General features: G+C 65.1%; 25 protein-coding genes. 15 read left to right on the forward strand and 10 right to left on the reverse strand.

All coding sequences use genetic code 11. The features are described from left to right. Window positions 1-43: 43 nt before the first annotated feature. From AAHS21_RS11410 to AAHS21_RS11425, 4 genes are all read left to right on the forward strand, one after another. Window positions 44-979: a hydrogen peroxide-inducible genes activator gene (locus AAHS21_RS11410; RefSeq protein ID WP_342927765.1), complete on the forward strand. Its 936-nt coding sequence runs from the start codon at window positions 44-46 to the stop codon at window positions 977-979. 75 nt (window positions 980-1,054) lie between these two features. Then, on the forward strand, window positions 1,055-1,756 hold the full coding sequence (locus AAHS21_RS11415; RefSeq protein WP_342927766.1) for a hypothetical protein: 702 nt from the start codon (window positions 1,055-1,057) through the stop codon (window positions 1,754-1,756). A gap of 9 nt (window positions 1,757-1,765) precedes the next feature. Beyond that, the gene (locus tag AAHS21_RS11420; protein ID WP_342927767.1) at window positions 1,766-2,209 is read left to right on the forward strand and encodes a TIGR03618 family F420-dependent PPOX class oxidoreductase; all 444 of its coding nucleotides are present in this window, start codon (window positions 1,766-1,768) and stop codon (window positions 2,207-2,209) included. Between the two features lie 37 nt (window positions 2,210-2,246). Next, a complete protein-coding gene (locus tag AAHS21_RS11425; RefSeq protein ID WP_342927768.1) occupies window positions 2,247-3,005 on the forward strand; it encodes an enoyl-CoA hydratase-related protein in 759 nt (252 codons plus the stop codon). Here AAHS21_RS11425 and AAHS21_RS11430 read toward each other — a convergent pair. Further along, complete coding sequence (locus tag AAHS21_RS11430) at window positions 3,002-3,199, reverse strand: (2Fe-2S)-binding protein (protein ID WP_342927769.1); 198 nt, start codon at window positions 3,197-3,199, stop codon at window positions 3,002-3,004. The genes AAHS21_RS11425 and AAHS21_RS11430 overlap by 4 nt on opposite strands. Window positions 3,200-3,442: 243 nt before the next feature. On the opposite strand from AAHS21_RS11430, the gene bfr reads away from it, so the two are divergent. From bfr to AAHS21_RS11475, 9 genes are all read left to right on the forward strand, one after another. Continuing rightward, entirely contained in the window at window positions 3,443-3,931 is a 489-nt protein-coding gene (bfr, locus tag AAHS21_RS11435) for a bacterioferritin (protein ID WP_096291151.1), read from the forward strand. 89 nt (window positions 3,932-4,020) lie between these two features. Then, window positions 4,021-6,117 carry an MDR family MFS transporter gene (locus tag AAHS21_RS11440; RefSeq protein WP_342927770.1) on the forward strand — a complete coding sequence of 699 codons (2,097 nt, stop codon included), beginning with the start codon at window positions 4,021-4,023 and terminating at the stop codon, window positions 6,115-6,117. Window positions 6,118-6,159: 42 nt separating this feature from the next. Next, window positions 6,160-6,654 carry a carboxymuconolactone decarboxylase family protein gene (locus AAHS21_RS11445; RefSeq protein WP_342927771.1) on the forward strand — a complete coding sequence of 165 codons (495 nt, stop codon included), beginning with the start codon at window positions 6,160-6,162 and terminating at the stop codon, window positions 6,652-6,654. A gap of 19 nt (window positions 6,655-6,673) precedes the next feature. After that, the gene (locus AAHS21_RS11450; RefSeq protein ID WP_342927772.1) at window positions 6,674-8,032 is read left to right on the forward strand and encodes a glutamine synthetase family protein; all 1,359 of its coding nucleotides are present in this window, start codon (window positions 6,674-6,676) and stop codon (window positions 8,030-8,032) included. Between the two features lie 2 nt (window positions 8,033-8,034). Then, window positions 8,035-9,156 (forward strand): amidohydrolase family protein, encoded by a 1,122-nt coding sequence (locus AAHS21_RS11455; protein WP_342927773.1) that lies wholly within the window; start codon window positions 8,035-8,037, stop codon window positions 9,154-9,156. A 68-nt stretch (window positions 9,157-9,224) separates the two neighbouring features. Then, on the forward strand, window positions 9,225-10,703 hold the full coding sequence (locus AAHS21_RS11460; RefSeq protein ID WP_342927774.1) for a multicopper oxidase domain-containing protein: 1,479 nt from the start codon (window positions 9,225-9,227) through the stop codon (window positions 10,701-10,703). A 114-nt stretch (window positions 10,704-10,817) separates the two neighbouring features. Further along, window positions 10,818-11,651 carry a lysophospholipid acyltransferase family protein gene (locus tag AAHS21_RS11465; RefSeq protein ID WP_342927775.1) on the forward strand — a complete coding sequence of 278 codons (834 nt, stop codon included), beginning with the start codon at window positions 10,818-10,820 and terminating at the stop codon, window positions 11,649-11,651. Beyond that, the gene (locus AAHS21_RS11470; protein WP_342927776.1) at window positions 11,651-12,085 is read left to right on the forward strand and encodes an SRPBCC family protein; all 435 of its coding nucleotides are present in this window, start codon (window positions 11,651-11,653) and stop codon (window positions 12,083-12,085) included. The genes AAHS21_RS11465 and AAHS21_RS11470 overlap by 1 nt, the downstream gene beginning before the upstream one ends. A 239-nt stretch (window positions 12,086-12,324) precedes the next feature. Beyond that, complete coding sequence (locus AAHS21_RS11475) at window positions 12,325-14,259, forward strand: adenylate/guanylate cyclase domain-containing protein (protein ID WP_342927777.1); 1,935 nt, start codon at window positions 12,325-12,327, stop codon at window positions 14,257-14,259. Between the two features lie 1,029 nt (window positions 14,260-15,288). Here the strand turns inward: AAHS21_RS11475 and AAHS21_RS11480 are convergent. Both AAHS21_RS11480 and AAHS21_RS11485 read right to left on the reverse strand, forming a co-directional pair. Continuing rightward, window positions 15,289-15,462, reverse strand: a complete 174-nt coding sequence (locus tag AAHS21_RS11480) for a 5'-phosphate oxidase (RefSeq protein WP_342927778.1) — start codon at window positions 15,460-15,462, stop codon at window positions 15,289-15,291. A 1,721-nt stretch (window positions 15,463-17,183) separates the two neighbouring features. Next, the gene (locus AAHS21_RS11485; protein WP_342927907.1) at window positions 17,184-17,627 is read right to left on the reverse strand and encodes a limonene-1,2-epoxide hydrolase family protein; all 444 of its coding nucleotides are present in this window, start codon (window positions 17,625-17,627) and stop codon (window positions 17,184-17,186) included. 81 nt (window positions 17,628-17,708) lie between these two features. Here AAHS21_RS11485 and AAHS21_RS11490 point away from each other — a divergent pair, with 81 nt between their 5' ends. Next, window positions 17,709-18,623 (forward strand): dienelactone hydrolase family protein, encoded by a 915-nt coding sequence (locus AAHS21_RS11490; protein WP_342927779.1) that lies wholly within the window; start codon window positions 17,709-17,711, stop codon window positions 18,621-18,623. Here the strand turns inward: AAHS21_RS11490 and AAHS21_RS11495 are convergent. From AAHS21_RS11495 to AAHS21_RS11525, 7 genes are all read right to left on the reverse strand, one after another. Then, window positions 18,620-19,942 (reverse strand): cytochrome P450, encoded by a 1,323-nt coding sequence (locus tag AAHS21_RS11495; protein ID WP_342927780.1) that lies wholly within the window; start codon window positions 19,940-19,942, stop codon window positions 18,620-18,622. The genes AAHS21_RS11490 and AAHS21_RS11495 overlap by 4 nt on opposite strands. 53 nt (window positions 19,943-19,995) lie before the next feature. Beyond that, a complete protein-coding gene (locus AAHS21_RS11500; RefSeq protein ID WP_342927781.1) occupies window positions 19,996-20,412 on the reverse strand; it encodes a lipoprotein LpqH in 417 nt (138 codons plus the stop codon). A gap of 10 nt (window positions 20,413-20,422) precedes the next feature. Next, window positions 20,423-21,256 (reverse strand): SDR family oxidoreductase, encoded by an 834-nt coding sequence (locus AAHS21_RS11505; RefSeq protein ID WP_342927782.1) that lies wholly within the window; start codon window positions 21,254-21,256, stop codon window positions 20,423-20,425. Continuing rightward, window positions 21,257-21,730: an SRPBCC family protein gene (locus AAHS21_RS11510; RefSeq protein ID WP_342927783.1), complete on the reverse strand. Its 474-nt coding sequence runs from the start codon at window positions 21,728-21,730 to the stop codon at window positions 21,257-21,259. Between the two features lie 37 nt (window positions 21,731-21,767). Beyond that, window positions 21,768-22,178, reverse strand: coding sequence for a transglycosylase family protein (locus AAHS21_RS11515; protein WP_165796405.1), 411 nt, complete (start codon window positions 22,176-22,178; stop codon window positions 21,768-21,770). Between the two features lie 133 nt (window positions 22,179-22,311). Then, a complete protein-coding gene (locus AAHS21_RS11520) occupies window positions 22,312-22,899 on the reverse strand; it encodes a chorismate mutase (protein ID WP_342927784.1) in 588 nt (195 codons plus the stop codon). Window positions 22,900-22,911: 12 nt separating this feature from the next. Further along, a complete protein-coding gene (locus tag AAHS21_RS11525) occupies window positions 22,912-23,901 on the reverse strand; it encodes an alpha/beta hydrolase family protein (RefSeq protein WP_342927785.1) in 990 nt (329 codons plus the stop codon). A gap of 639 nt (window positions 23,902-24,540) precedes the next feature. Between AAHS21_RS11525 and AAHS21_RS11530 the strand changes: the two genes are divergently transcribed. Then, the gene (locus AAHS21_RS11530; RefSeq protein ID WP_342927786.1) at window positions 24,541-25,662 is read left to right on the forward strand and encodes a hypothetical protein; all 1,122 of its coding nucleotides are present in this window, start codon (window positions 24,541-24,543) and stop codon (window positions 25,660-25,662) included. The last annotated feature ends 1 nt before the right edge of the window (window position 25,663 follow it).

Below are 25,663 nucleotides of genomic sequence, written 5' to 3' on the forward strand. Positions count from 1 at the left end.
GCTGCATGAAGTAAAGGTGATATATCACACTATACTTATAGCCATGACCGATAAGAGTTTTCAGCCGACCCTGGCGGGGTTGCGCGCCTTCGCCGCGGTTGCCGAAAGGCACCATTTCGGCAGTGCAGCAACAGCTCTCGGTGTCAGCCAGTCGACGCTGTCGCAATCGCTGGCGGCCCTGGAGACGGGCCTGGGCACCCATCTCGTCGAGCGCTCCACTCGGCGTGTCCGCTTGACGCCCGAAGGCACGCAGTTACTCCCGCTGGCCCAGGCGGTCGTCGAAGCGGCCGAGGCATTTACCGCCGCCGCGGCCGGCACCTCGGATCCGCTGCAGGGCACCCTGCGGCTGGGCATGATCCCGACGGTGGCGCCCTACCTGTTGCCCACCGTGCTGGCCGGCCTCTCCGACCGCCTTCCCGCGCTGAGCCTGCGGGTGATCGAAGACCAGACCGAACGATTGCTGACCGCGCTGCGCGGCGGATCCCTGGACGCCGCCCTGATCGCGCTGCCCGCCGGCGCCGCCGGACTCACGGAGGTCGGCATCTACGAGGAAGATTTCCTGCTCGCGGTGCCGCCCGGTCACCCGCTGTCCGGCAAGCGCCGGGTACCCGCGTCGGCGTTGGCAGACTTGCCGCTGCTGCTGCTGGACGAGGGGCACTGTCTGCGCGACCAAGCCCTCGACGTCTGCCAAAAGGCCGGCGTGCGAGCCGAACTCGCCGACACCCGGGCCGCGTCGCTGGCCACCGCGGTGCAGTGCGTGGCCGGCGGGCTGGGGGTCACCCTGATCCCGCGCAGCGCGGCACCCGTGGAGGCCGCCCGCAGCCAGCTCGGGCTCGCGCAGTTCGCGTCGCCGCGCCCGGGCCGGCGCATCGGCCTGGTGTTCCGGTCGTCGAGTGGCCGCGACGAATCGTATCGGCGACTCGCCGCGATCATCGGGGAGTCGGTCGGCAGTGAACAGCACGTACGGCCGGCCAGATAGCGACATTCGGCAGTAGCTGCCACCGCGTGGACTACCGCACTGAGCTTTCGTCGGGGCCGACTGTAGGTTCTGCCTATGGAAAAGGTGATCGCGGTGCTCAGGCGCGCCGATGCGGACGACGATTGGTGTGCCCGCCAGCGGGGTTCGGTCGCGAACGCGCTGTTGGACCTGGGACTGCCCGGGTTGGCTGTCAATGTCAAAGACGGCGCGGTGCGGCATTCGCTGATGACGCTGACGACGATGGACCCGCCGGCCGTTGCCGTCGTGAGCATGTGGACACAGCAGTGCTATGGCGAGCAGATGACCAAGGCGCTGGGACTCCTCGAGGCCGAATGTGAACGCCTCGCCGCCTACCTGGTCACCGAGTCGGTCCCGCTGCCTTTTGCCGGCGGCGAACCAGGTTCTCGCACAACGGGTTTCGCCAATGTCGCGCTGCTGCGCCGGCCCGCGGAGCTGGACCAGGCAACTTGGCTGAACCGCTGGCAGCTCAACCACACCTCGGTGGCCATCGAGACGCAGTCGACCTTCGGTTATACCCAGAACTGGGTGGTGCGGGCGCTGACACCGGACGCACCGGGAATCGCGGGCATCGTCGAGGAGTTGTTCCCGATTGAAGCGGTAACCGATCTCAAAGCATTCTTCGGGGCCGCCGACGACGACGACCTGCAGGACCGGCTGGGCCGAATGGTTGCCAGCACGACCGCATTCGGCGCCAACGAGAACATCGACACGGTGCCGACCAGCCGTTACGTGTTCAAGACAGCCTTTGGAGCGTGAGGACCGCACATGACAACACTCGAGGACGCTGTGGCGCTGGCGGCGGGGGAAAGCGGACTGGCGGTGGTCTCGACGGTTCGCGCCGACGGGACCGTACAGGCATCGCTGGTGAACGTGGGACTGTTGCCCCACCCGCATACCGGTGAATCGGTCCTCGGCTTCACCACCTACGGCAAAGTCAAACTCGCCAATCTGCGGGATCGACCGCAGCTGGCCGTCACATTCCGCAACGGCTGGCAGTGGGCGACCGTCGAAGGCCGCGCCGAACTGGCCGGCCCCGACGACTCGCAGCCGTGGCTTGCCGACGCCGACCGGTTGCGGCTGTTGCTGCGCGAGGTCTTCACCGCGGCCGGCGGAACCCACGACGACTGGGACGAGTACGACCGCGTGATGGCCATGGAGCGTCGCGCCGCGGTGCTGATCGCGCCCACCCGCGTCTACAGCAACGGGTGAGCTCAGGCTGGTGATGCGGCGCGGTTAGGCTGCAGCGGTGACGTTGCTGATCGATGACACCAACCGGGTACGCACCCTGACGCTGAACCGGCCCGAGGCGCTCAACGCCTTCAACGAAGCGCTCTACGACGCCACCGCGGAAGCGCTGTTGGCCGCCGCCGACGATCCGCAGATCGCGGTCGTGGTGTTGACCGGGACCGGGCGCGGCTTTTCGGCCGGCACCGATCTCGCCGAGATGCAGGCGCGCATCACCGACCCGGGTTTCGTGCCCGGCAAACACGGATTCCCGGGCATGATCGACGCGCTGAGCGCGTTTCCCAAGCCACTCATCTGCGCCGTGAACGGTATCGGCGTGGGAATCGGCGCCACCATCCTCGGCTACGCCGACCTGGCGTTCATGTCGTCGACAGCGCGGCTGAAGTGCCCGTTCACCAGCCTGGGTGTGGCCCCCGAGGCGGCGTCGTCGTATCTGCTGCCGCAGCTGGTCGGCCGGCAGAACGCCGCATGGTTATTGATGTCTTCGGAATGGGTGGATGCTCAGGAGGCCCTGCGAATGGGCCTGGTCTGGCGGGTCTGTGATCCGGAGGAGCTGCTGCCCGAAACCCGCCGGTATGCCGAAGTTCTTGCCTCCCGGCCGGTTTCGAGCTTGATGGCGGTGAAACACACGATGACAGAACCGATCCGGCCCGAGATCGCGGCCGCAACCGCGCGCGAAAACGCGCATTTTGCCGAGCTGATGGGCGCTGCGGCCAACGCCGCGGCCTTGGCCGATTTCGCGGAGCGCAAGAATAGTTAGAGCGACCCCGCCGCTTCGAGTTCGGCGTCAATTTGCTTCGACGACTCGATGATCGCCCTCAGCGTGCGCCGGCACCGCCCGCAGTCACCGCCCGCACCGCACAGCGCGGCGACCTCCTTCGAGCTGGAGGCACCGCGTGCCACGCATTCGGCCACGGTGTGATTGGTGACGCCGACGCACAGGCACACGTACATCAGCACTCCTTCCCATCACCCACGGTCGCCCCGAATACGCCTCATATTAACCGAGTCTAACCTAAGTAGGTTAGACGAACCTTACTACGGCGGGAAGGGCATTTCAGCTACTGAGCGCAGCCATACCTTGCTGGAACAATTCCAATCTGCGTGGCAAAGTGCTGCTTGGCCGCACGGGTGAGCTGCAGCACAGCCACTTGCGCGCGCCCGGCCACGACGGCCCCGACCACCGGAGGAGTGATCATGCAAGGGGATCCAGACGTCCTGCGTCTGCTCAATGAGCAGTTGACCAGTGAGCTGACCGCGATCAACCAGTACTTCCTGCATTCGAAAATGCAAGAGAACTGGGGCTTTACCGAGATCGCCGAGCACACCCGTGCGGAGTCCTTCGACGAGATGCGTCACGCCGAGGCGATCACCGACCGCATCCTGCTGCTGGATGGCCTGCCGAACTACCAGCGCCTGTTCTCGCTGCGCATCGGTCAGACGCTGCGCGAGCAATTCGAAGCGGATCTGGCCATCGAATACGAGGTCTTGGCCCGTCTCAAGCCCGGCGTGATCATGTGCCGCGCAAAAGAAGACAGCACCAGCGCCTTCTTGCTGGAAAAGATCATCGCCGACGAGGAAAACCACGTCGACTACCTGGAGACGCAGCTTCAGCTGATGGAGAAGCTGGGCGAACAGCTGTACTTGGCGCAATGCGTGTCCCGGCCGCCGGGCTCGATCGCCTGATTCCGATTTGGCTTCACTGACCCGCGGCGCGATTGCCGCGGGTCAACCCTGGGCACCCGTTAGCATCGAACGCCGACGGGAAGGCAGGCATGACGAGCCCGAGAGCAGCATCCAGCGTGGCAACTCAAGCCAACCCCGTCGTCGTGGATCCAGCGGCCAGCGGTGCCCTGATCACCCCGCAACGCCGGAACCTGATCTTCGTCGCGATCGTGCTCGGGATGCTGCTCGCGGCCCTGGACCAAACCATCGTCGCGACTGCCCTGCCGACCATCGTCGCCGACCTGGGCGACGCCGGCCATCAGTCCTGGGTGGTCACCAGCTACCTGCTGGCGTCGACGATCGTCACCGCCCTGGTCGGCAAGCTCGGCGACCTGTTCGGCCGAAAACGCGTGTTCCAGGCCGCCATCGTGTTCTTCGTCATCGGATCGGTGTCGTGCGGGCTGTCCCAGTCGATGGCCATGCTGGTGGGCTCGCGGGCGCTGCAGGGCATCGGGGGCGGGGGAATCACCGTCACGGCCAGCGCGCTGATCGGTGAGGTTGTCCCGCTGCGTGAACGTGGCCGGTACCAAGGAATTCTGGGCGCGGTCTTCGGGGTCACGACGGTCGTCGGCCCGTTGCTCGGTGGCTATTTCACCGACTACCTGACCTGGCGGTGGGCGTTCTGGGTGAACGTTCCGATCTCGGTGCTGGTCATCTTCGTTGCCGCAGCGGCCATTCCGGCTCTGGCGTCATCCACCAAGCCCGTCATCGACTACGGCGGAATCGTGTTGGTCGGCGTGGGCGCCGCCGGCCTGACCCTGGCGACCAGCTGGGGCGGCACCCTCTACCCGTGGGGATCGCCGACGATCATCGGCCTGTTCGTCGGTGCCGCAGTGGCACTGGCCGCGTTCGTCTGGGTGGAAAGCCGTGTCCCGCAGCCGATCCTGCCGACCCGGCTGTTCGCCAGCCCGGTGTTCACGGTCTGCTGTGTGTTGTCGTTCGTCGTCGGTTTCGCGATGTTGGGCGCGATGACATTCCTGCCGACCTACATGCAGTACGTCAACGGCGTCTCGGCGACGACGTCGGGGCTGCGCACGCTGCCGATGGTGGTCGGGATGCTGATCACCTCGACCGGCAGCGGCACCCTCGTCGGCAAGACCGGCCGCTACAAGGCCTTTCCGGTCGCCGGTACCGCGCTGATGGCTCTGGCGTTTCTGCTGATGTCGCGGATGACCCCGTCCACCTCGGCACTGGTTCAGTCCCTCTACCTGGTCATCCTGGGTGCCGGCATCGGATTGTCGATGCAGGTGCTGGTTCTCATCGTGCAGAACACCTCGAATTTCGAGGATCTCGGGGTCGCTACCTCGGGTGTGACGTTCTTCCGCACCATCGGCAGTTCGTTCGGCGCCGCTATCTTCGGCTCGCTGTTTTCCAACTTCCTCGACGGCCGGATGCCCGCGGCCCTGGCGGCCAGCGGCGCAGCGCCCGACGCGGTGAGTTCACCGGGCGCCCTGCATCGTCAGCCACACAACGTGGCCGCCCCGATCGTGCAGGCGTATTCCGAGTCACTGAGCGAGGTGTTTTTCTGGGCCGCACCGGTGGCCCTGGTCGGCTTCGTCCTCGCGCTGTTCCTGCGGGAGATCCCGTTGCGCGACATCCACAACAGCGCAGTCGATCTAGGCGACGGATTCGGGATGCCGACCACCGACACTCCAGAACGGCTGTTGGAGAACGCGATCGCGCGCATGCTGCGTGGTGACCCAGGCGTGCGGTTGCGCAGCATCGCGATGCGCCCGGACTGTCGCCTCGACGTGGCCGGCCTGTGGGGCGTGATGCGTATCTATCGCTTCGGGCAGATGTACGGGACGGCCCGCCTCAGCGATATCGGCGACTCGATGCGGATCCCGTTCGAGGTCATCGAGCCCACCTTCGCCCGCCTGGTCGCCACCGGCTACGCCCAACGCAACGGCGACCAGATGTGGCTGACCCCGGCCGGGGCCCAGCAAGTCGACTATGTCTATTCGTTGCTGCTGGGCTGGATCGTCGACAAGCTCTCGCGTTCACCGAGTTATCAGGGCCGACCGGACCGCCACGAAGTGGAAACCGCGCTGCAGCACATCGCCCACCGCGTTCTGGCCCAACGCGATTGGCACGACGACGCGCCCAGCACCGGCCGGCTGACGGCGGGTACCGGCGGCAGATACTAGAACGTGTTCCAAAAATCGCGGTGCCGGGCGTACCATCACGCCATGAGCCGAATCGGAACGTTCGCTGACGACGACATCTACAGCTGGGCCACGAAGTCTCCGGACCTCGGCGGTGCGATCGCCAACTTCAGCCAGGCCGTGTACACCAAGAACCGGCTGCCGATGCGCACCCGTGAAATCGCGCGCGCCGTGATCGCCCACGACAACGAATGCACCGTGTGCATGAACACGCGCGACGCCGACGGGCCGGCCGCGGGCGTCGACGAAGAGCTCTACGAGCACGCGCTGGAATGGCGCACCTGGCCCGGATTCAGCGAGCAGGAGCGACTGGCCGCCGAGTTCGCGCACCGGTTCGGCACGGAACACACCAAGTTGCGCGATGACGAAGACTTCTGGAGCCGGGCCAGCGAACACTTCTCCGAGGAGCTACTCGCCGACCTCGCCATGTCCTGCGCCCTCTGGGTCGGCATGGGACGGATGCTGCGGACCCTCGACATCGGCCAGGCCTGCATGCTGACCCTGCCGAGCCGGGCGTAACCGCCGAGCGCACGCCGCCATGAGACCCGCGCCCCTTCCCGCGGCGGCGATCGCCCAACTGGAGGCCGGGGGCGTCGACACCGTCGTCGGCACCGTCGTGAACCCCGCCGGGCTGACGCTCGCTAAGACGGTGCCGGTCCAGCAGACCAGCACCTTCGCCGGTCCTGGTCTGGGCGCCAGTCCCTCCTGGCACGCTTTCGCCATCGACCAGACGGGCATCGCGTTCACCGACGATGTCAACGTGATCGGCGACCAGCGGATCCGCATCGACGTATCCGCGCTGCGCATTATCGGCGACGGGCTGGCCTGGGCGCCGGCCGCATTCTACGAGCAGGACGGCGCGCCGGTTCCCGCGTGTGCCCGGGGAACACTGAGCCGGATCGAAACACTGCTCGGCTCGCCCGGCATCGAGACGCGCACGTCCGTCGGTCACGAAATCGAATTCGTCCTGGTCGATGCCGACGGTGGCCGATTGCCATCGACGTTGTGGGCCCAGTACGGCGTGGCCGGGGTCCTCGAGTACGAAGGATTCATTCGCGACGTGACCGCTGCCGCGACGACGGCCGGCGTTGGGATCGAGCAGTTCCATGCCGAGTACGGTGCCAACCAGTTCGAGATCTCGCTGACGCCGCTGACACCGGTGGCCGCCGCGGACCAGCTGGTGCTGACCCGGATCATCATCGCCCGGGCCGCTCGCCGCCACGGGCTGCGCGTCAGCCTGTCCCCGGCGCCCTTCGCCGGCGGCGTGGGATGCGGTGCCCATCAGCACTTCTCGATGAGCATTCCCGGTGAGCCGATCTTTTCCGGCGGGAACGGCGCGGCGGGCATGGCCGCCGCGGGGGAAGCAGCGGTGGCCGGGGTGTTGCGCGGATTGCCGGATGCCCAGGGCATTCTGTGCGGATCCATCGTGTCCGGTTTGCGGATGCGACCGGGCAACTGGGCGGGAGCATACGCCTGCTGGGGCACCGAGAACCGGGAAGCCGCAGTGCGATTCGTCAAGGGCGGTCCCGGCGCGGTGTACGGCGCCAATGTCGAGGTTAAAGTTGTCGATCCGTCGGCGAACCCCTACCTCGCCTCCGCCGCGATTCTCGGGCTGGCCCTGGACGGCAACATTCACGAGGCGGTGCTGCCACCCGAAACCAAGATCGACCCGGCCAAGCTTTCCGACGCGGACCGCGACGCTGCCGGCATCGTATGCCTGGCCGCTGATCAATCCGAAGTAATTGCGGCACTGGATAGTTCGAAGCTTATGCGTTCTATCCTGGGCGATTCCGCTGTCGACATGGTCGTCGCGGTCCGGCGCCTGGAACACGAACGCTACGGGGACCTCGGCCCCGAGCAGCTGACCGAGAAGTTCCGGATGGCCTGGAGTCTCTAGCGGTGGCTGACTCGTCGGCTCTGGCCGACCACATCGGCGAAGTGGCATTGATCGACCACCACGTCCACGGATGCTGGTTGGAGCCTGGCGATCTGCGACGGTTCGAGAACGCCCTCAACGAGGCCAATACCGACCCCCTGACGGACTCGGGTTTCGACTCACAGCTGGGCTTCGCGGTGCGCGCCCACTGCGGCCCGATCCTCGAATTGCCGAAACACACTGATCCACAAGTCTATTGGGAGCGCCGCAGCGCATTCACCGAAAGCGAGCTGGCCCGCCTGTTTTTGCCGGCAGCCGGAGTCAGCGACTGGCTGGTGGACACCGGGATAGGCGGCGGCACCACAGACATCTCGCAATTATGCGTACTGTCAGGAAACCGCGTACACGAGATCGTTCGCCTCGAGCAGGTGGCCGAGCAGGCCGCACGGGCGCCCGGCGATTATGCGTCGGCCTTCGCCGAAATCCTGCACGAGCGTGCCGCCACTGCCGTCGGCACGAAGTCGATCCTGGCCTACCGCGGCGGTTTCGACGGCGACCTGACCGAGCCGCGCCCAGCCGAAGTAGCCCAGGCCGCCCAGCGGTGGCGAGACCTCGGCGGAACCCGGCTACAAGATCGAGTTCTGCTGCGTTTCGGGTTGCACCAGGCGTTACGCCTGGGCAAGCCGCTGCAATTCCATGTCGGGTTCGGCGACCGCGACTGCGACCTGCACAAAGCCAATCCGCTATATCTCCTCGACTTTCTGCGTCAATCCGGCGGTACCCCGGTGATGTTGCTGCACTGCTATCCCTACGAGCGCGAGGCGGGCTACCTCGCCCAGGCTTTCAACAACGTCTATCTCGACGGCGGGCTGAGCCTCAACCACCTGGGCGCCCGGGCGCCGGCGTTGATCGCCCGGCTGCTGGAGATGGCACCGTTTCACAAGATCCTGTACTCGTCGGACGGCTTCGGGCCGGCCGAATTGCACTATCTGGGTGCGGCGTTGTGGCGCAAGGGTATTCACCGCGTACTGAGTGGATTTGTCGACGACGGCGAATGGTGCGAACGCGATGCAATGCGCGTTGTCGATCTGATTTCCCACCAGAACGCCTCCCGTGTCTATCGGCTGGACGCGCCCGGTCACTGAAGCCGGAATTTCGGCTATCGTGCGCAGGGGGAGATGGCGCGGCGTCGGTTCCCCAGACAAGGCGTTTCGTGGACAGACGTGACTTCCTCAAATGGGCCGGGCTCGCGGCGGCAGCCGCCGGTCCCGTCCAGGCCGGAGTAACCAGTGCCTGCTCGCGTCCGGCTGCACCCTCGCCGCCTAACGGCAAGGCCGACTACACGCTGCGAATCGGCACCGGCACCGTCGAATTGGCCCCAGACCTGATTGTCTCCACCACCGTCTACAACGGTCAGTTCCCCGGTCCACTGGTGCGCTTGAAAGAAGGCCAACGGACCTGGGTCGATATTTACAACGACACCGACGCCCCGGAGCAGTTACACTGGCACGGCCAGCAGCTCGGTGTGGACGTCGACGGTGCCGCCGAAGAGGGCACGCCGTATATCCCCGCACACGGGATGCGGCGGATCACGTTCGTACCCGGCCCGGCGGGCTTCCGCTTTTATCACACCCACGTGGTCCCGCGAGCCGACCTGTCCCGGGGCCAGTACGGCGGCCTGGTCGGTCCGGTCTACGTCGAACCCAAACAGCATCCCGGCGCATACGACCAAGAGATCTTCCTGACACTCAAAGAGTTCGAGCCCAGCTTCAGCCACGGGGGCGACATGGCCAGCGATTTTCTGGCCGGCACCGCGGACCCAGGGCTGAAAGACAAAGGCGAAGCGGCGATGAGGGCCTCACTGGCCCGCGGTGAGCCACCCGGGTACGAAGTCAGCTACTCAGCGTTCTGCGTCAACGGCCATAAGCTGGGCAGCGGCGATCCCATCCGGGTCCAGGCGGGGCAGCGGGTGCTGCTCCATGTCCTCAACGGCAGCGCAACCGAAAGTCGCAGCCTGGCCCTGCCCGGCCACACCTTCACTGTGATCGCACTCGACGGCAACCCCGTGCCGAACCCGGCGCGAGTCCCGGTGCTCTGGCTCGGCGCCGCCGAGCGAATCTCGGCGGTGGTCGAGATGACCACTCCGGGAGTGTGGGTGCTCGGCGATCTGTCAGACGATGACCGTGGCCACGGCATGGGCGTGGTCGTCGAATACGCCGGTCGAGGTGCGGAGCCCCTGTGGACACCGCCCCCGCCGTTCCAATGGGACTACCGGCTTTTCGCGTCGGGTACTCCCACCGGCGTCCCGCCACCCGACCACACCATCGACATGCTGATCGAGAAGCGCAACGCGGCGGACAACGGCTTCAACATCTGGACCGTGAACGGCTCCTCATTCTCCATGGACAGCAACACACCCGTACTGGATGTGCAGCGCAACGCTCGCTATCGGCTGCGCTTTCGCAATGCCACCGACGATTTGCATCCAATGCATTTGCACCGCCACACCTTCGAAATCACCCAGTTCGCCGGCACTCCAACGGCCGGCGTGCACAAGGATGTCGCGATGCTGGGCGGCTATCAAAGCCTGGAGATCGATTTCGTCGCCGATCAGCCCGGCCTGTCGCTGCTGCATTGCCATCAACAGATCCACATGGACTACGGGCTGATGCTGCTGCTCAACACCGCCTAGCTGCAGGGTGCGACGTTGGGGTGCAACGGTATTCGTCCGTAATACGGATGGTGGTGTGAAAGACCGGTAATCCGGGTAGTCGACCCCGAGGCACGCCGAGGACAGGACGCGGACATGGGGATCGTCGCAGAGGCGATTGACTGGACCCGCCGACAGGTCGTGTCCAGAGTCCCCAAGGCCGACCTCGACCAGCGGGATCCCGACTACATCCGCGACCAGTTGCCGGGCACCTGGCTGCTCGCGTCGCTGTACTTCCGGGCAGACGTCCAGGGGTTGGATCGGATCCCCAGCGAAGGTCCGGTGCTGATGGTCGGCAACCACAGCGGCGGCAACGTACCCCCGGACACGTTCGTGTTCACGCTCGCGTTTTGTTCGTACTTCGGCGTGGAGCGGCCGTTCTACCAACTGGCCCACAACCTCGTCGTCTCAGCACCGCCGCTGGGCTGGCTGCGTAAGTTCGGCACCGTCGCCGCTAACCCCGAAAATGCCCGTCTGGCACTGGATTCCGGTGCGGCGCTACTGGTGTATCCCGGCGGGGACTATGAAGTTTTCCGGCCGTCGTGGGAGCGCCACAAGGTCGACTTCGGTGGCCGAATGGGATACGTCAAGCTGGCCCGGGAGGCAGGCGTGCCGATTGTCCCCGTCGCCGCCGTCGGTGGCCAGGAGAGCGCGCTGTTCCTCAACCGCGGGCAGTGGCTGGCCAAGGCTCTGATGGCGGATAAGTTGTTGCGGCTCAAGAGCATTCCGATCTCACTAGCGTTGCCCTGGGGCTTGAACATCGGCGACTTGGCAGGCCACATACCGCTGCCCACCAAGATCGCGATCGAGGTGCAGGAACCGATCGACGTCGACGGCGCCGACGAAGCGGTGCACGACAAGGTCATCGCCAGTCTGCAGGGTGCCGTCGACCGGCTTGCCGCCAAACGTCGTCTGCCGGTGATCGGCTGATGCGCGTCGAACGCCGATGCGTCATCCAGGCGGACCGCGAGTCCGTTTGGAAAATCGTCAGCAACCCGGACTGCTACCCGACGTTCATGACGAACCTCGAACGGTGGGAAGCGGCGAACGAGCAACCCGCCGGCATCGGTGCCCGTTATACCGTCCACTGGAAGATTGGGTCGGTGCCGGTTGGCGGCCTGATCGAGGTGGTCGAATTCGACGAGCGTCGCGACCTGGCCTGGGTGGGTATCACCGGCGTCACGCTGCGGGGGCGCATCCGGCTGCGAGACGGGGCCGCCGGCCAGACAAAAGTGACTTTCCGGCTGTCGTATCAGGCACCGGGTGGAATCCTGGGCTACATCGCCGATCGAATCGCGGTGCGTCAGGTGGGCCGCACACTGTCCGACACACTCAGGTGCCTCAAGCAGCTCGCCGAGTCTTAGTCGATTCGTCTCACGGCAGCGAGCGTTGTGATCGCGATCGCCGATCAGTGGGAATTTCCGGGCACAGCGTGCCGTTTGCTGGAATCGAACCAGGCGGCTGGTCTTGGGGCAATCCGGGCGAGGGGGCTTTTTCGATGCGGGGCAGGAGCCGGCGGATTGGCTGGTACGGCCGGCCAAGGCCGACAAGCGGTACCGCACGCCCCGGATCCCGGGTCCGCACCGCGAATTGGCTGATCCACATGTCCCTCCCGATGCTGGCGTTGTGGTTACTGCTCGGCATGCCCAAAGTCGACCTGGAGTGGGACAACCGGTTGGCGCACTTCGTGCTTGTTCTGTCGACAGCGCTGATATGCGTCGTGTTGGGCGTCCTGATCGGCCGCGAGGCGCGCACCCGGGATGACGCCCGTCTCTGGCTGGTGTCGTTGGTGTTTACGACGACCGCCGGCTTTTTCGGGGTGCACGCACTGTTCACGCCCGGGGTGCTGATGGACACGTCCGACGCGGAGTTCATGTTGCCGACCCGGATGGGTCTCGTCTTGGCCGGCGTGATCGCGCTGGCCTCGTCGGTGAACTTCACCCCGGCACGAAATGCCCGCCTCTGGTCATGGCGCCGGCGTTTGACAGCGCTGGTGTGGTTGCTGATGGTTGCTTGCGCGGTGCTGATTGTGGGCGGCATGCTAGACCGGCTGCCGAATCAACCGCAGCTGGAAAGCATCGAGCAGGTCGGGGCACTGGCCGGCGGCGCGCTGTTCGCGGCGGCGGCGTTGGCCTACTTCCCGATCTATCGGCGACGACCCGCCGTTGTCGTCATGTCGGTACTCAGTGCCTTCGTGCTGCTGGCCGAGGCGTCGGTGGCGTTGGCACTCGGGATGAGCTGGCACGCCTCATGGTGGCTGTGGCACGTGCTCATGACACTGGCCTTCTGTTTCATCGCCTACAGCGCCCGGGTGCAATTCCGCCGCGAAGGCTCGGTCCGGGGGCTGTTCGATGCGCTGGCCACCCAGCAGACCCTCGCCGATCTGCGGCGCGATTACGCCGCGGCGCTGGAGGAGATGGTCGACGTGCTGCAACGCCGCGAGCGTGGCGATCAGGTGGCACCGGGCGCCGCCGCAGCACGGCTCGCCGACCGGTTCGAGCTGTCCGAGCAACAGGTCGCCGTCCTCGAGCGCGGCGCCGAGGCGCTCGGCACCGAGCGCGAGCGGGTCCGCAAGCTGGGCACCCTGATCGCATTGGGCCGTGAGTCCAGCGTCATCCAGGACGAGGACGCCCTACTCGGCCGGGTGATGGCGGCCATCGCGGACGCCTTCCCCGGTGACCGGTTTCGTCTGGGCATCGTTCACGACGGCACGATCGACTTCGGTGACGACGCGGCTTACTACGACCCGCTGGAGCTCCCCCTGATGGTCAAGGGCCAGATCGCCGGCGTGATCGAGGCGTATCGACCCGACGGCGCCTTCGATGACGCCGATGTCGCGCTGCTGCGCTCGTTCGCCACGCAATCCTCCATCGCATTGGAGAACGCCCGGCTCTACCACCACCTGGACGGCCTGTTCCGCAGCTATATGTCGCCTGCGGTCGCGACCGCGCTGCTCGCCGACCCGGAGCAAGCCGGGCTGGGCGGCGCTATCACCGAGGTGACGGTGATGATGGCCGATCTGCATGGCTTCACCCCGTTCGCGGAAGCCACCTCCCCGGATCAGGTGGTGACCATGCTGAATACCTACTACGGCGCGGTCGTTCCGGTGATTCTGGAGGCGGGTGGCACCGTCCTGCAGTTCGTCGGCGACGCGGTGATGGCAATCTGGGGCGCTCCGGCCAGGCAGGCGGATCACGCGCTACGCGCCGCGGGTGCTGCACTCGCACTGCATTCCGTCGTCGAGGAGGCGGCGGTCGGGCATGCCGACTGGCCGCGTTTTCGGGTTGGTATCAACACCGGTCCGGCGCTGGTGGGCAACATCGGCGCGGAACAGATGCGCAGCTTCACCGCGATCGGGGACACCATGAATCTGGCTGCGCGGCTGCAGAACCTGGCCGAGCCCGGTCAGGTGGTGGTCGGCCCAAGCACCTCGGCAGCGCTCGGTACGACCGCCCGGGTCAGTCGGCATGGCTGGGTGAAGGTCAAAGGCAAACGCGACCCGGTCCGGCTCTGTGTGCTGCACGAATTAGCCTCGTAGCGATGGCTTTTCGCGCGTCTGCTATCTATCTCGCCGTATGGGCGAGAGGACAACATCGACGCGAAACTCGTTGGCTTGCTGGATAAACGCACCCTTGCGGCGCAGGCACGATGCTGCGCGATGCTGGTCTCTCGGGTCACCCGAGAAGACAAGTCCCAAATCGGTCACCGATCAGTCGTTCGCGGTCACCGGCGCATAAGCCGAAAGTGATTGCACGACGGCACTACTGAGCTCTCGGCGTCGGGTCCGCCTGGCGGGCAGGGAAGAATTCGCATCCACGCGCCAACGAACACACCCGGCCGTGCACCGGCTCAGACGCTTAATTGCTTTGGGCGAGTAGATATTCGGGATACGCTCTCGCCCTGAAATTCATCCCGTCGAAAAGGCCGCCCACACAGCACGCGTTGGCTGGGCGCAGGTGATCAAAGCGAGGGTTCCGCGATAATCCCTGCTGGCACAGGGATTATCGCGGAGTCACCCCGCGACTAATAAGCGCCTTGCTACGGCGTGAAGACCAGGCCAGAGCCACCTGGATCGATGGTGAGCGGGATCGTGCACCCTGATGCCGTAAGCGCGGTAAAGCCGAGGATCAAGGCGACGACAAATTTACTGCTGAGACGTGACATGGTGTTACCCCCGTTCGTCTAAGGACAATCTGTTTCCAGAGAGCCGTTCTGTTGCCCGAGACACACGTACAATACGACGCGAAAGAGCTTGATCACGAGTATTTTCCCGAAATCGCGGCAAAGTTTTTTCGACGTTGCATTCAATCGGTACGATTTTGAGCCAGGTCTCAGGGATGCGGTATGTGGCTTCTAAATCGGTTGCGGCACAACGTGTTTCAAATCAAGATCACCGGGAAATAGGCTGGCACAAAGGGATGCGGTCAGAGGGCGACAGGACGCCGGGCCGGCTGCGCCGCGTGTCCGCGACCGCAAGGGCCCAAATCCCCGCTACGGCGGGCTACTCCGAGCCGCCGCGACGCGGCCGCGCACGGTCTTTGGACCGTTTTCACGAGGGCACGGATGGCTAACCCCAGTGCGGCGGCACTTCACTGCCCGGACAGTCGCCATATCGGCAGTTGATGTCGCGCACCCGCCTGCGGATGACCTTGCCGTCGCTGTCGCGGATGTACTCAACCGTCGCCTCGGCTGCCCGCCGGCAATGCGGGCAGGCTTCCATTTCGGTTTCAAAAGGCGGCATCTGGTCCTCCTCCCCGTCGCGACGTCATTGAAGCGTCGCAGATCATGATGCCGTGTTTAACCCACGGACACTGTTTAGCCCCGGTTCGGCCCGGTACCCGGGTGCGTGCTCACGTGCTCTGAGCAGGGCCCAGCGCGTCGTCTGTCCGGACCGCGGATGAACCCCGGCCCGGACAGACGCTCACAGGCGATCAGCCGCGCTCTTCTTGCACGCGGCGCGCAGCGACTGATTCAAGAGAATTTGTTAACGAACACCCGCACCGTCGGGACACACATGATGCCTACCCGAGGGCGTCATGCTGGGTCCGGAACCCCGATCCGTAGCAAACGGCGCGCGGAGCGTTGACCGACGCGTGAGAGGCGCGTAGCGCGACAACCCATGCGGACTTACATCGAGATGTTGATGAGCGACAAGACCGGCGTACATCCGCTCGCCGCAACAGCGGTAAAGCCAAGGATTACGGCAACACTGATTTTGCTGGTTACACGTGACATAACGCACTCCATTCGTCCCGGTTAGCGTCCGACTCAAGTTTGGAGCCGGGCGTATGGCGTCAGGAGGCATGAAAACGACCGCTCCCGACTCCGAACAACAATTAGCTGGCATGAAGGCGCCCACCATCGCATTCAGACCCGATTCGGTCGGTGCCGATACTAACCCGAGATCGACCAGACATGCCAGCTTTACCAACAATTAATGTCCCGTGTCGGCGAGCCGAACCATGGCCGGATGCCAGGTCCTCGTTAAAAAACGCTTTGAAGTGCGTGGTTATGTCTCTAGTAGCGGAAGAATGAGGCGGCGCCAGTTCAGATTAGATCCACTGAAAGCTCAGTCCAGACACCGACGTCTTTCAGAACTCAAAAAGAGAACAGCGAAAAGGTCGGCGTGCATCCGGACGCCGTCACGGCGGTAAAGCCGAGAATCAAAGCGACATTAACTTTGCTAGCTAAGCGGGACATGAGGTACTCCGTTCGTCGCAATCTCACCCCGTCTCTTAAATGAGCCGGGTTTGGATGGTGTCAGGAGGCGCACACAAGCCGATTCCCGACGTCGCCATAATTAATAGCTGGCATGAAGGCGCCCGCCGCCACATTCAGACCGGACCGGTATCCACGCTAGCCGAGGTCGGGCGACAAAGCCAGGTATCCGCGAGCAATCACGACTTTCGCCGAACCGAACAAATGCGCCTCGGCGACAGGCTGAATACAGCGTCCTCAGCAAACATACGGGGTCGCCTAATAGCGGCTTCACTCCACCCCCGCGGCGCCGGCGGCTGAGCGCCGCCGAGTACCGGCCATGGTGCGAGCAAAAATCGACGTTCTTATCAGGTTCCGAGCGCCGAAGGCTCCTCGCGCATCAGCGCATCAGCGCTTCAGCGCATCAGAAGGAGAAAAGCGATAGGACCGGCGAGCATCCGGAAGCCGTTACGGCCGTGAAGCCCAGGATCATGGCGACACCGACTCTGCTGGTTATGCGCGACATTGCACTCCATTCATCCAGGTATCACCCGGCTCTGGCCAAGCCGGGTCGCGGCGTCAGGAGGCACAAAAATGGCCGCTCCCGACTCCGAACAACAAATAGCTGGCTTGAAGGCGCCCACCACCGCATTCAGACCGATTCGGCCGGTGCAGATCATAACCGAAATCTACTGCATCACGCTAGACGATACTCACGGGTAACCACTAGCGGCGTTCTACAAGCGCGGGTGAATGAAAAAGGGGTTAGATCAGACCGGTCGCATCGAAAACCCAGGACGTATCGGCATCCGCCAACGCCTCGAAGTGGTTCGGGGGCGCGAAACTGACCAGGCTGTTCATGTCCCAATAGTCTTTCCAGACCGTGATCTTGCCGTCGACGACCTTATGTACCGTGACGAATCTGAGCACGCCTTGTTCCCCCGAGCCGAAGGTCCAGGTTTCCGAGTGTTCGTACATCACGTCGGTGCCGTTGGAGAGCAGCACACCGTCGTGGTTCTCGTAACCCGCCAGGTGCTCAAGTCCAATTTTGAGGCGTTTCACGGTGTCTTCGGGCCCGCGCGCCGACACCGCGGGAACCGGCATGTCGACATAGAGGCAGTCGTCGGCCAAGAACGTCTTGACCGCATCCCAATCGCGCCGCGAGAGCGCCCGCCACAGCCCGAGTACGACGTCCTCGACCGCGATCATAGAAACTTCTGTCATAGCGGCAAATAAACTCGCTCGCCGGGCGGGTGTCAACCACATTGCCGCAGGCGGATACTCGCGAAGGTGAATCCACTGCAGCGCTATATCGCCGACGAGATCGCAACCGACCACGCCGACGGGCTGCTGACCAGACGCGAGGCCATGCGGCGGCTATCGCTGCTCGGGTTGGGAACCGCGGCGGCGGCTGCACTGCTTGCCGCCTGCTCCGTGGCCGAAGAACAGGCCGAGACCCCGAAACCCGCGCCGGCACCCGAAACCTCAACTGGCCCAGCGCAACCGCCTGGCATGGCTAAGGCATTGCCCACATCGCCGATCTCGTGGGCCGGGTCAACGGGTCGGTTGGAAGGCGCTTGGGCACAGGCCGTCGATGCCAGGGGCGCCGTGCTGGTCATCCACGAGAACAAGGGACTCAACGACTGGGTGCGATCCGTCGCCGGCCGGCTGGCCGGGGCCGGGTATTCGGCGCTGGCCATCGACCTGCTCTCCGGGAAAGGCGGGACCGACGCGTTCCGGGATCCCGCGGAGGCGACCGCGGCGCTCAGTGCAATCACGCCGGAGCAGTTCATTCACGACATGAACTCCGGCGTCGCTGAAGTGAAACTTCGCGCACCCGGGCGCAAGGTGGGGGTGGTGGGTTTCTGCTTCGGCGGGGGACTGGTGTGGCAGCTGCTGTCCGCGGGCGCGTTGGGGGTAGCGGCCGCCGTGCCGTTCTACGGGCCGTTGCCGCCCAACCCCGACTTCACTGGAGCCAAGGCGGCGGTGCTGGGAATTTACGGTGCCCTGGATACCCGGGTCACCGGCTCGCAAACGGCGGCCAAGGCCACCCTTGACCGGTTTGGGCTGGTCAACGACCTGGTCGTGGAACCCGGCGCCGACCATGCCTTCTTCAACGACACCGGACCCCGCTACAACGCCACTGCCGCCGCCGACGCCTGGCAGCGCCTGTTGGACTGGCTGCACCGCTACCTGGCTCCTTAGGCGTCGACGGGAGCCATCGATCGCGCCCGACCGAGCGCCACCGGCAGGTTCGACCAACCCCGAAGCACCCGGGTGTCCCGGCGGGTCCCGGCACCGGCCGCCCGCACCTCAGGGAAGCGATCGAAAAAGGCCCGAAGCCCCACCTCACCCTCGGCACGGGCTAGCGCGGCACCCAGACAGAAGTGCCGGCCCCCGGAAAACGCGAGATGTCTACCCGCATTGGAGCGTTCGATGTCGAACCGATGCGGATCTGCGAACACGGAGGGATCCCGGTTCGCGGCAGCAAGATAGAGCAACACCACGTCGCCGCGGTTGACCGGCCTGCCCACCAACTCGACGTCGTTAACGGCCCTGCGCACGGTGAGTTGCACCGGTGAGTCCAGGCGCAGTATCTCTTCCACGGCGTTGGGCCATAACTCGGGACGCTCACGCAACGTCTCGAGATGCCCGGGTGTGTCGAGCAGCATCCGAATCCCGTTGCCCAGCAGGTTTACCGTGGTTTCGAAGCCCGCGGCCAACACCAGCGCGGCAATCGCGGTGAGTTCGGTTTCGTCCAGCCGTGTTTCGGGCGCGCCACTTTCGGCGGTCTGAATCAGTTGACTCATCAAGTCGTCGCCGGGCGAGCGCCGCAGGTGCTGCAGATGGTCGACGAGCCACGCGTTGAATCCGGCGATCCCTTGCTGCACCGTGCGATATTGGCGCCATGGCAACCCGACGTCCAGACTCGGAGCGGCGAGTTCGCCGAACTGTAGAACGCGCGGCCGATCGTGTTCGGGCACACCCAAGATGTCGCTGATGATGGCGACCGGAAGTCGCGAGCAATACCGTCCCACGACGTCAACCACACCGGACTCATCGGCCAGCTCGTCCAACAGGCTGGCGGCCGTTGCCTCCACTCGGTCACGCAGCGCGGCAACCGCCCGCGACGTAAACACCGCGGACACGGTCTTGCGATAGCGGGTGTGATCGGGCGGCTCGGTGGCCAGCAGTGACGGGGCGCGCAGCGGATGCAGCAGATCGTCGCGCGCGCGGCGCTCCAGCCACCGCACCGGTGCCGGTAGATTCGATCCCAGCACCAGGACCCGGAAATCGTCGGATCGCAGCAGGCCATGGATGACCTCGTGGTCGACCGCCAGATAGCCGACGCGGCTGCGCACCAGCGGGCCCATCGCGTGCAGTTCGTCGCAGAACGGCACCGGGTCGGCGGCAACGGTCGGGTCGGCGATCAGCCTGGCCTGCATGTCGCCGCGACGAAGCCCCAGGGACGCGACGCCGCGAATGAATCCGTGCATCGCCAGCCAGTGCAACCACTCCTTCACGGCGCCTCCCCGGGGCAGATAGGTGGTGTTAGCAAAAGCGTAGGCCCGATTTCTCAGCACTCCGCGGTGATCTTGAAGTCCGTGGTGATGACCTTGTTCGGGTTGCTGCTGTTGATGCCGTACGCGCTGCCGGTGATGGTGTACGCGCTGTTCGTCACGTCGACGTGCGCATCACCCACGCCGCCCTGCCAGAAGCTTCCGGTGAATCCATCGACGTTACGGATCTTCACCCATTGCGGGATGGCCCGGGCGGCGCTGAGCAGCACCACGGCTTCGACCTGGCCGTCGCGGTCGGGAATCCTGATGGTCCGGTAGGACTGCAGCTGCGTGCACGCCGGCGGACGCGCCGCGTGGGCGGCCCCGTTGATGCTCACATGCGCGGCAGCACGCGGTGTGGTCTGGGGCTCCGCGCAGCCCGCGAGGCCGAAGGCCAGCACACCTGCGGCCGCGATCCACCTGTATTGCGCCATTCCAGCTCCTCTACTGCCGCTTCGGCATCAGCCCGGGCAACGATTTGGCGATGCGGCCTCGGACGAATTCGGGGCTCAGGCCCTTGAGCAGGTCGATCATCCGAATGCTCTTCGGCACATACCAATGCAGCCGCTTGGGGTTGTGGTAAGCCTCCCACGCGGCCTCGGCCACGCTGGTCGCCGGCATCAGCCGCATCAAGCCCTTCTTCGGCGCGGTGGCGCGCAACTGTGCACCGGTCATCGGCGCACCGCCGTCGGCGGAGTGGTTGGGCGTCGTGGTCAGGATGGCGGTGTCGATCAACCCGGGCAGCACGTCGGCGACGCGCACCCCGTGGCGCTGCCATTCCACGCTCAGCGCTTCGGTCAATCCCTTGACGGCGTGCTTGGTCGACGAATAGACCGCGATGCGCGGCATCCCGTAGGTGGCCGACGATGAAGAGGTCGAGAACATCAGGCTGCCGGGAGTCTTCTTCAGATAGGGCAGTGCGCCGTAGGCGCCGGTCAGCACGGCTTTGTAGTTCACCTCGACGACGCGCATCGTGGCCTCGTAGGGCACGTCTTCGAACCAGCCGGACTCACCGATCCCGGCGTTGTTCCACATCATGTCCAGCCCACCGCCGGCATTGCCGGCGCAGAAGTCGGCCAGGGCGCCGTCCAGATCGGCCTTAACCGTGACGTCGACGGTGCGAGTCCACAGACGCTCGTCGCCGAGCTCGCCGAGAAGCCCGGTCAGGCCGTCAGTGTTGCGGTCGACCGCACCGACCCGCCATCCTTTGGCGTGGAAGAGCCTGACTCCTTCACGGCCCATCCCACTGCCCGCGCCGGTGATGAAGACGGATTTCACCTAGCCCGCCTCGACCACATCTTTGATGCGGTTCAGCGTCTTGGTCATGTCACGGACGTTGCGGCGCTTACGCAGAAAGCCGCCGAACAACCAGTAAATCCCGAGCCACGGCGCGGGGCTGAGCCGGAACGACTCGGTCACGTCGGTGCCGTTGCCCGATGGCGCCAGCCGGTAGTGCCAGTTGTTGACCGGCTTGTCGCCGAGAAAGACCGCGAAGCCGAATTCACGGCCAGGCTCGCACGCGGTTACTTTGCAGACGGTCCAATAAACCGGGCCGATTTCATTTCGCTTGACATGGCCGCGGAATTTGGCTCCCAGGGCCGGGCCGGTCGCATCACCCAGCCACTCGGCTTCAAAGACCTCCGGCGAGAACTTTCCGGTGTTACGGACATCGGAAATCAAGTTCCAGATCTTGTCCGCCGGTGCCGCCATATGTACTGTCGCCGAACCTTCCATGGCCCGATCCAAACACATGGCTGGGCGTGAACCTAGGCCTCACCCGAATTGATCATCAGTGCGGGACGGCCGCCTGGATGAGACCGTTGATGATTTCCTTGATGCCCTGTGCGGGGTGCGAGTACCACCCGATCGGCAGGCCCGAGTTGGCACCACACTTGGGCCACGGCTCCACGCCTTGATCGGCGAAAAGCCGGTTGGCAACCGCGATTTGCTGCTCACGAGAGGCTGCGGCAGGATTGCCGACGCCGCCGTAACTTGCCCAGGTGGCCGGCTTAAATTGGAGCCCGCCGTAGGCACCGTTTCCGGTGTTGGCGTGCCAGTTGCCGCCGGATTCGCACTGGGCGATCGCGTCCCAGTTGGGAGTGGGCGCCGCGCCGGCCTCGGCGGTCGCCGGGCCAAGCGTCGCTGCGATGAAACCGCCGACGACGGCGTACTTCACGAGAGGCTTCCCCAAGTTTCTCATGTCAAGCAATTCGGCATGTGTGCAGAAAGCGTTACCGATTTGATTGATTCGCGAGATAAGAAATTTATGGCATTTCTATGGCAATGAAATCGGCACGTCACCCATAGCCGGCGGCTTGTCGCAGGTCGAATGGCTAAGTGCAATAAGACTGAGTCGCCAGAGCCAGAGCCTGCTGATAGAGCCTGTCTAACAGCCGGGCTCGGGTCACGGCGGCTCTCGCGGCGTCGAGTTGCGGGACGCAGGCCGGCGAGTGGAGCAGGTCCCAGTGGATCACCATCTGGTTCAGCATCGTCTGGTTGAGGCCGTCGATCGTCGACCGTGACACGGACAGGTCGGGCGCACCCGCGGGCGCACTTGCCGGGTTGAGCTTCCACTCCGCGAACCGGGTGTGCTCGATCGCCTCGGTGGCGTTGATCTGGTCCCCGAACACCCGGCTGACGTAGCTCGGGTCAATGTGTTCACCGGCGGCATCGGCACTCAGCTTGGCGAGTTGCTGTTGGACGCGGTCCGGATCTTCGACGGCAACGTGCGCATTCCATTTATAGGCAGCCACCGCCTCGGCGACCTGCAAACGTTGCGCGGCCGCATCGACCAGCTCAGTCAGCGCGCTGGTGTCGGCTCGCGCCTGGGTAGCCAGCAGCGTCGCGGCCGGCAGCGCGGCCAGCAGAGCCTTTAACGCACTACTGCGCCTGACGATTGCCGTCAAGCGCAGTAGTGACATCCGAAACTGAGGTTATCCGCCGCCTCCGGGGGTCGCACCCAAGGTGGTCTGCAGGTCACCCTTCATCGCGTTCAGCTGCGCGCCCCAGTACTCCCAGCTGTGAGTTCCGTAGTTGGGGAAGTTGAACACGGCGTTGTGGCCGCCCGCGGCGTTGTATGCGTCTTGGAACTTCTTGTTGACGCCGATCATGAAGTTGCTCTCGAGGAATGTGGCCGGAAGGTTGGCCCCGCCCAGTTCGTTCGGAGTTCCGTTGCCGCAGTACACCCAGAGGCGGGTGTTGTTCGCGACGAGCTGGCCGACGTTGACCAACGGGTCGTTGCGTTGCCATGCCGGGTCGTTATCCGGGCCCCACATGTCTTCCTTCTTGTAACCGCCGGCGTCACCCATCGCCAGGCCGATCCAGCTCTGCCCGGTCGAGGGGCTGAGATAGCCGGACAGCGAACCGGCGTAGACGAACTGAGCGGGGTGGTAGATCGCCAGGTTCATGGACGAAGCACCGGCCATCGAGATGCCCACCGCGGCGCTGCCGTTCGCCTTGACGCCCTTCTGCGACGACAGGTATCCGGGCAGCTCGCTGGTCAGGAACGTCTCCCACTTGTAGGTCGAGCAGCCGGCCTTCCCGCACGCGGGGCGGTACCAGTCGGTGTAGAAGCTGGACTGGCCACCGACGGGCATCACGATCGACAGGCCCGACTTGTAGTACCACTCGAACGCGGGGGTGTTGATGTCCCAGCCGTTGTAGTCGTCCTGGGCGCGCAACCCGTCAAGCAGATACACCGCGGGCGAGCCGTCGCCGCCACTCTGGAATTGGACCTTGATGCTGCGGCCCATCCCGGCCGACGGCACCTGCAGGTACTCGACGGGCAGGCCAGGTCGCGAGAATGCACTCGCGGTGGCTCCGCCTCCGGCAAGACCGATCAGACCCGGCAGCGTCACTGCCGCTGCCGCACCGACCAAAAGCCGGCGCCCCCAGGCCCGGATCTTCTCGCTCACGTCTGTCATACCTGCGCCCCTTGTCGGTCGTATGTCGTCGCGTGGTGCCCTCGGCAGAATTTACCGTGTAAATAGCTGAAATGTCGATTGGGACGCGTTGTCATCCCGGTTTTGTTTCGGCTGCCGCGAAAAATAGTCCCGGCGCGATAACTGATCGCGATAGCTTTCACCCGGTTCCGCGCCCTCATTCGGCGCCCCGGCCCGACGAACCGCCAGGTAGCGGGCCCCGTGATAACGACGAGGAGCCAGGGGAGCGCAGTGTGACAACATGGGCTACAAACGCTGTCAATTCGTGGCGTCCGTCGTTTTCGACCCGCCCCGCGGCTCCCGCCAATCGGCCGGCCGGTTAGTCGCAATGCCACGTGGTACGACGGGGGACCACCGCTGCTGAGCCGGTGCCCTTGCGGTTGACGCGGCCGACAATTAGGCCGATTCCGTCGTCGATGTTGGATCCACGCGAGTTTTCCCGGGATCTGAGATCGGTGCAGCCGAACCCTTTCCGACCGCGTAGGCTCTCTCGGAGCAAGCCGATGGAGACCGAACGCTAAGCCGGTCCGTTCCGGCCCTACGAATCACCGCACCGCGGACTTGATGGTGCGTGACGGTTCGGGAGTGGCCGCGGATTCCGGGACGATTGAGGTGCAAATTTTGGACACGGTACTAGGGCTATCACTGACGCCGACCACCTTCGGGTGGGTCCTCGCTGAGGGTCACGGCGCAGACGGCACCATCCTGGATCACCAGGAATCCGTGCTGCACGCCGAGGACGGCGTAGCCGCCGTGGGTACCGCAGAGCAGGTGGCACAAGAGGTCTTGCGGGTAGACGCGCAGGCCAGCTCGAGCGATCACCATCTGCGCGTCGTCGGGGTGACCTGGACCGACGAGGCGGCCGCCCAGGCCGCACTGCTGCTGGAGGCGCTGACCGACGCCGGATTCGACAACGTGGTGCCGGTTCGGCTGCTCGAGGCGGTCGAGACCCTGGCCCGGGCGATCGCGCCCGTCGTCGGCTACGAGCAGACCGCGGTCTGCGTGCTCGAACACGAATCGGCGACGGTCGTCATGGTCGACACCCATGACGGCGACACCCAAACTGTCGTCAAGCACATCACCGGCGGCTTCGATGGGCTGCGCTCCTGGCTGACCGGAATGTTCGACCGCAGCGGATGGCGCCCCGGCGCCGTAGTCGTCGTCGGCGCGGACAGCGACATCGACGGATTTTCCTGGCAGCTCGAAAAGGCTTTGCCGGTACCGGTCTTCGCGCAGACCATGGCGCAGGTGACAGTCGCACGCGGCGCGGCGCTGGCCGCGGCCAGAAGCACCGAGTTCACCGACGAGCAACTGATCCCACAGATCAGCGAACCCACACCGGCCGTGCCGCCGCGTCGGCCCGGGCACTTGTCCTATGCCGGCGCGGTGACCGCATTGGCCGCCGGCGCCGTCACTTTCGTCTCATCCCTGGCAGTCGCCGTGGGCATTCAGCTTGCTCCCGACGCCACCCGGGCGACGGGCAAGCATGTCGTGCACGGGCAGACGCCACCGGTTGCCGAAGCCGTCACGCCCGCGGTGGCATCGCCGGCCGCCGAACCCCCCGCGCCGCGGCCGGCTGCCGCCGGCGAACCGGTTTCGAACCCCGGCTCACTGGACGAGGGCGCTCCGGCCGAGCAGCAGCCCGACCCGAATGGCCCGCAGCCGTACCTGACCAGGGTGCTCGAACACATCCCCGGCGACACCGGCGATCCGGCAATGCCGCCCGCGCCGTCGCAGCCCTAAG

The sequence above is a fragment of the Mycobacterium sp. 050272 genome (assembly GCF_039023525.1).
GTDB lineage: Bacteria > Actinomycetota > Actinomycetes > Mycobacteriales > Mycobacteriaceae > Mycobacterium.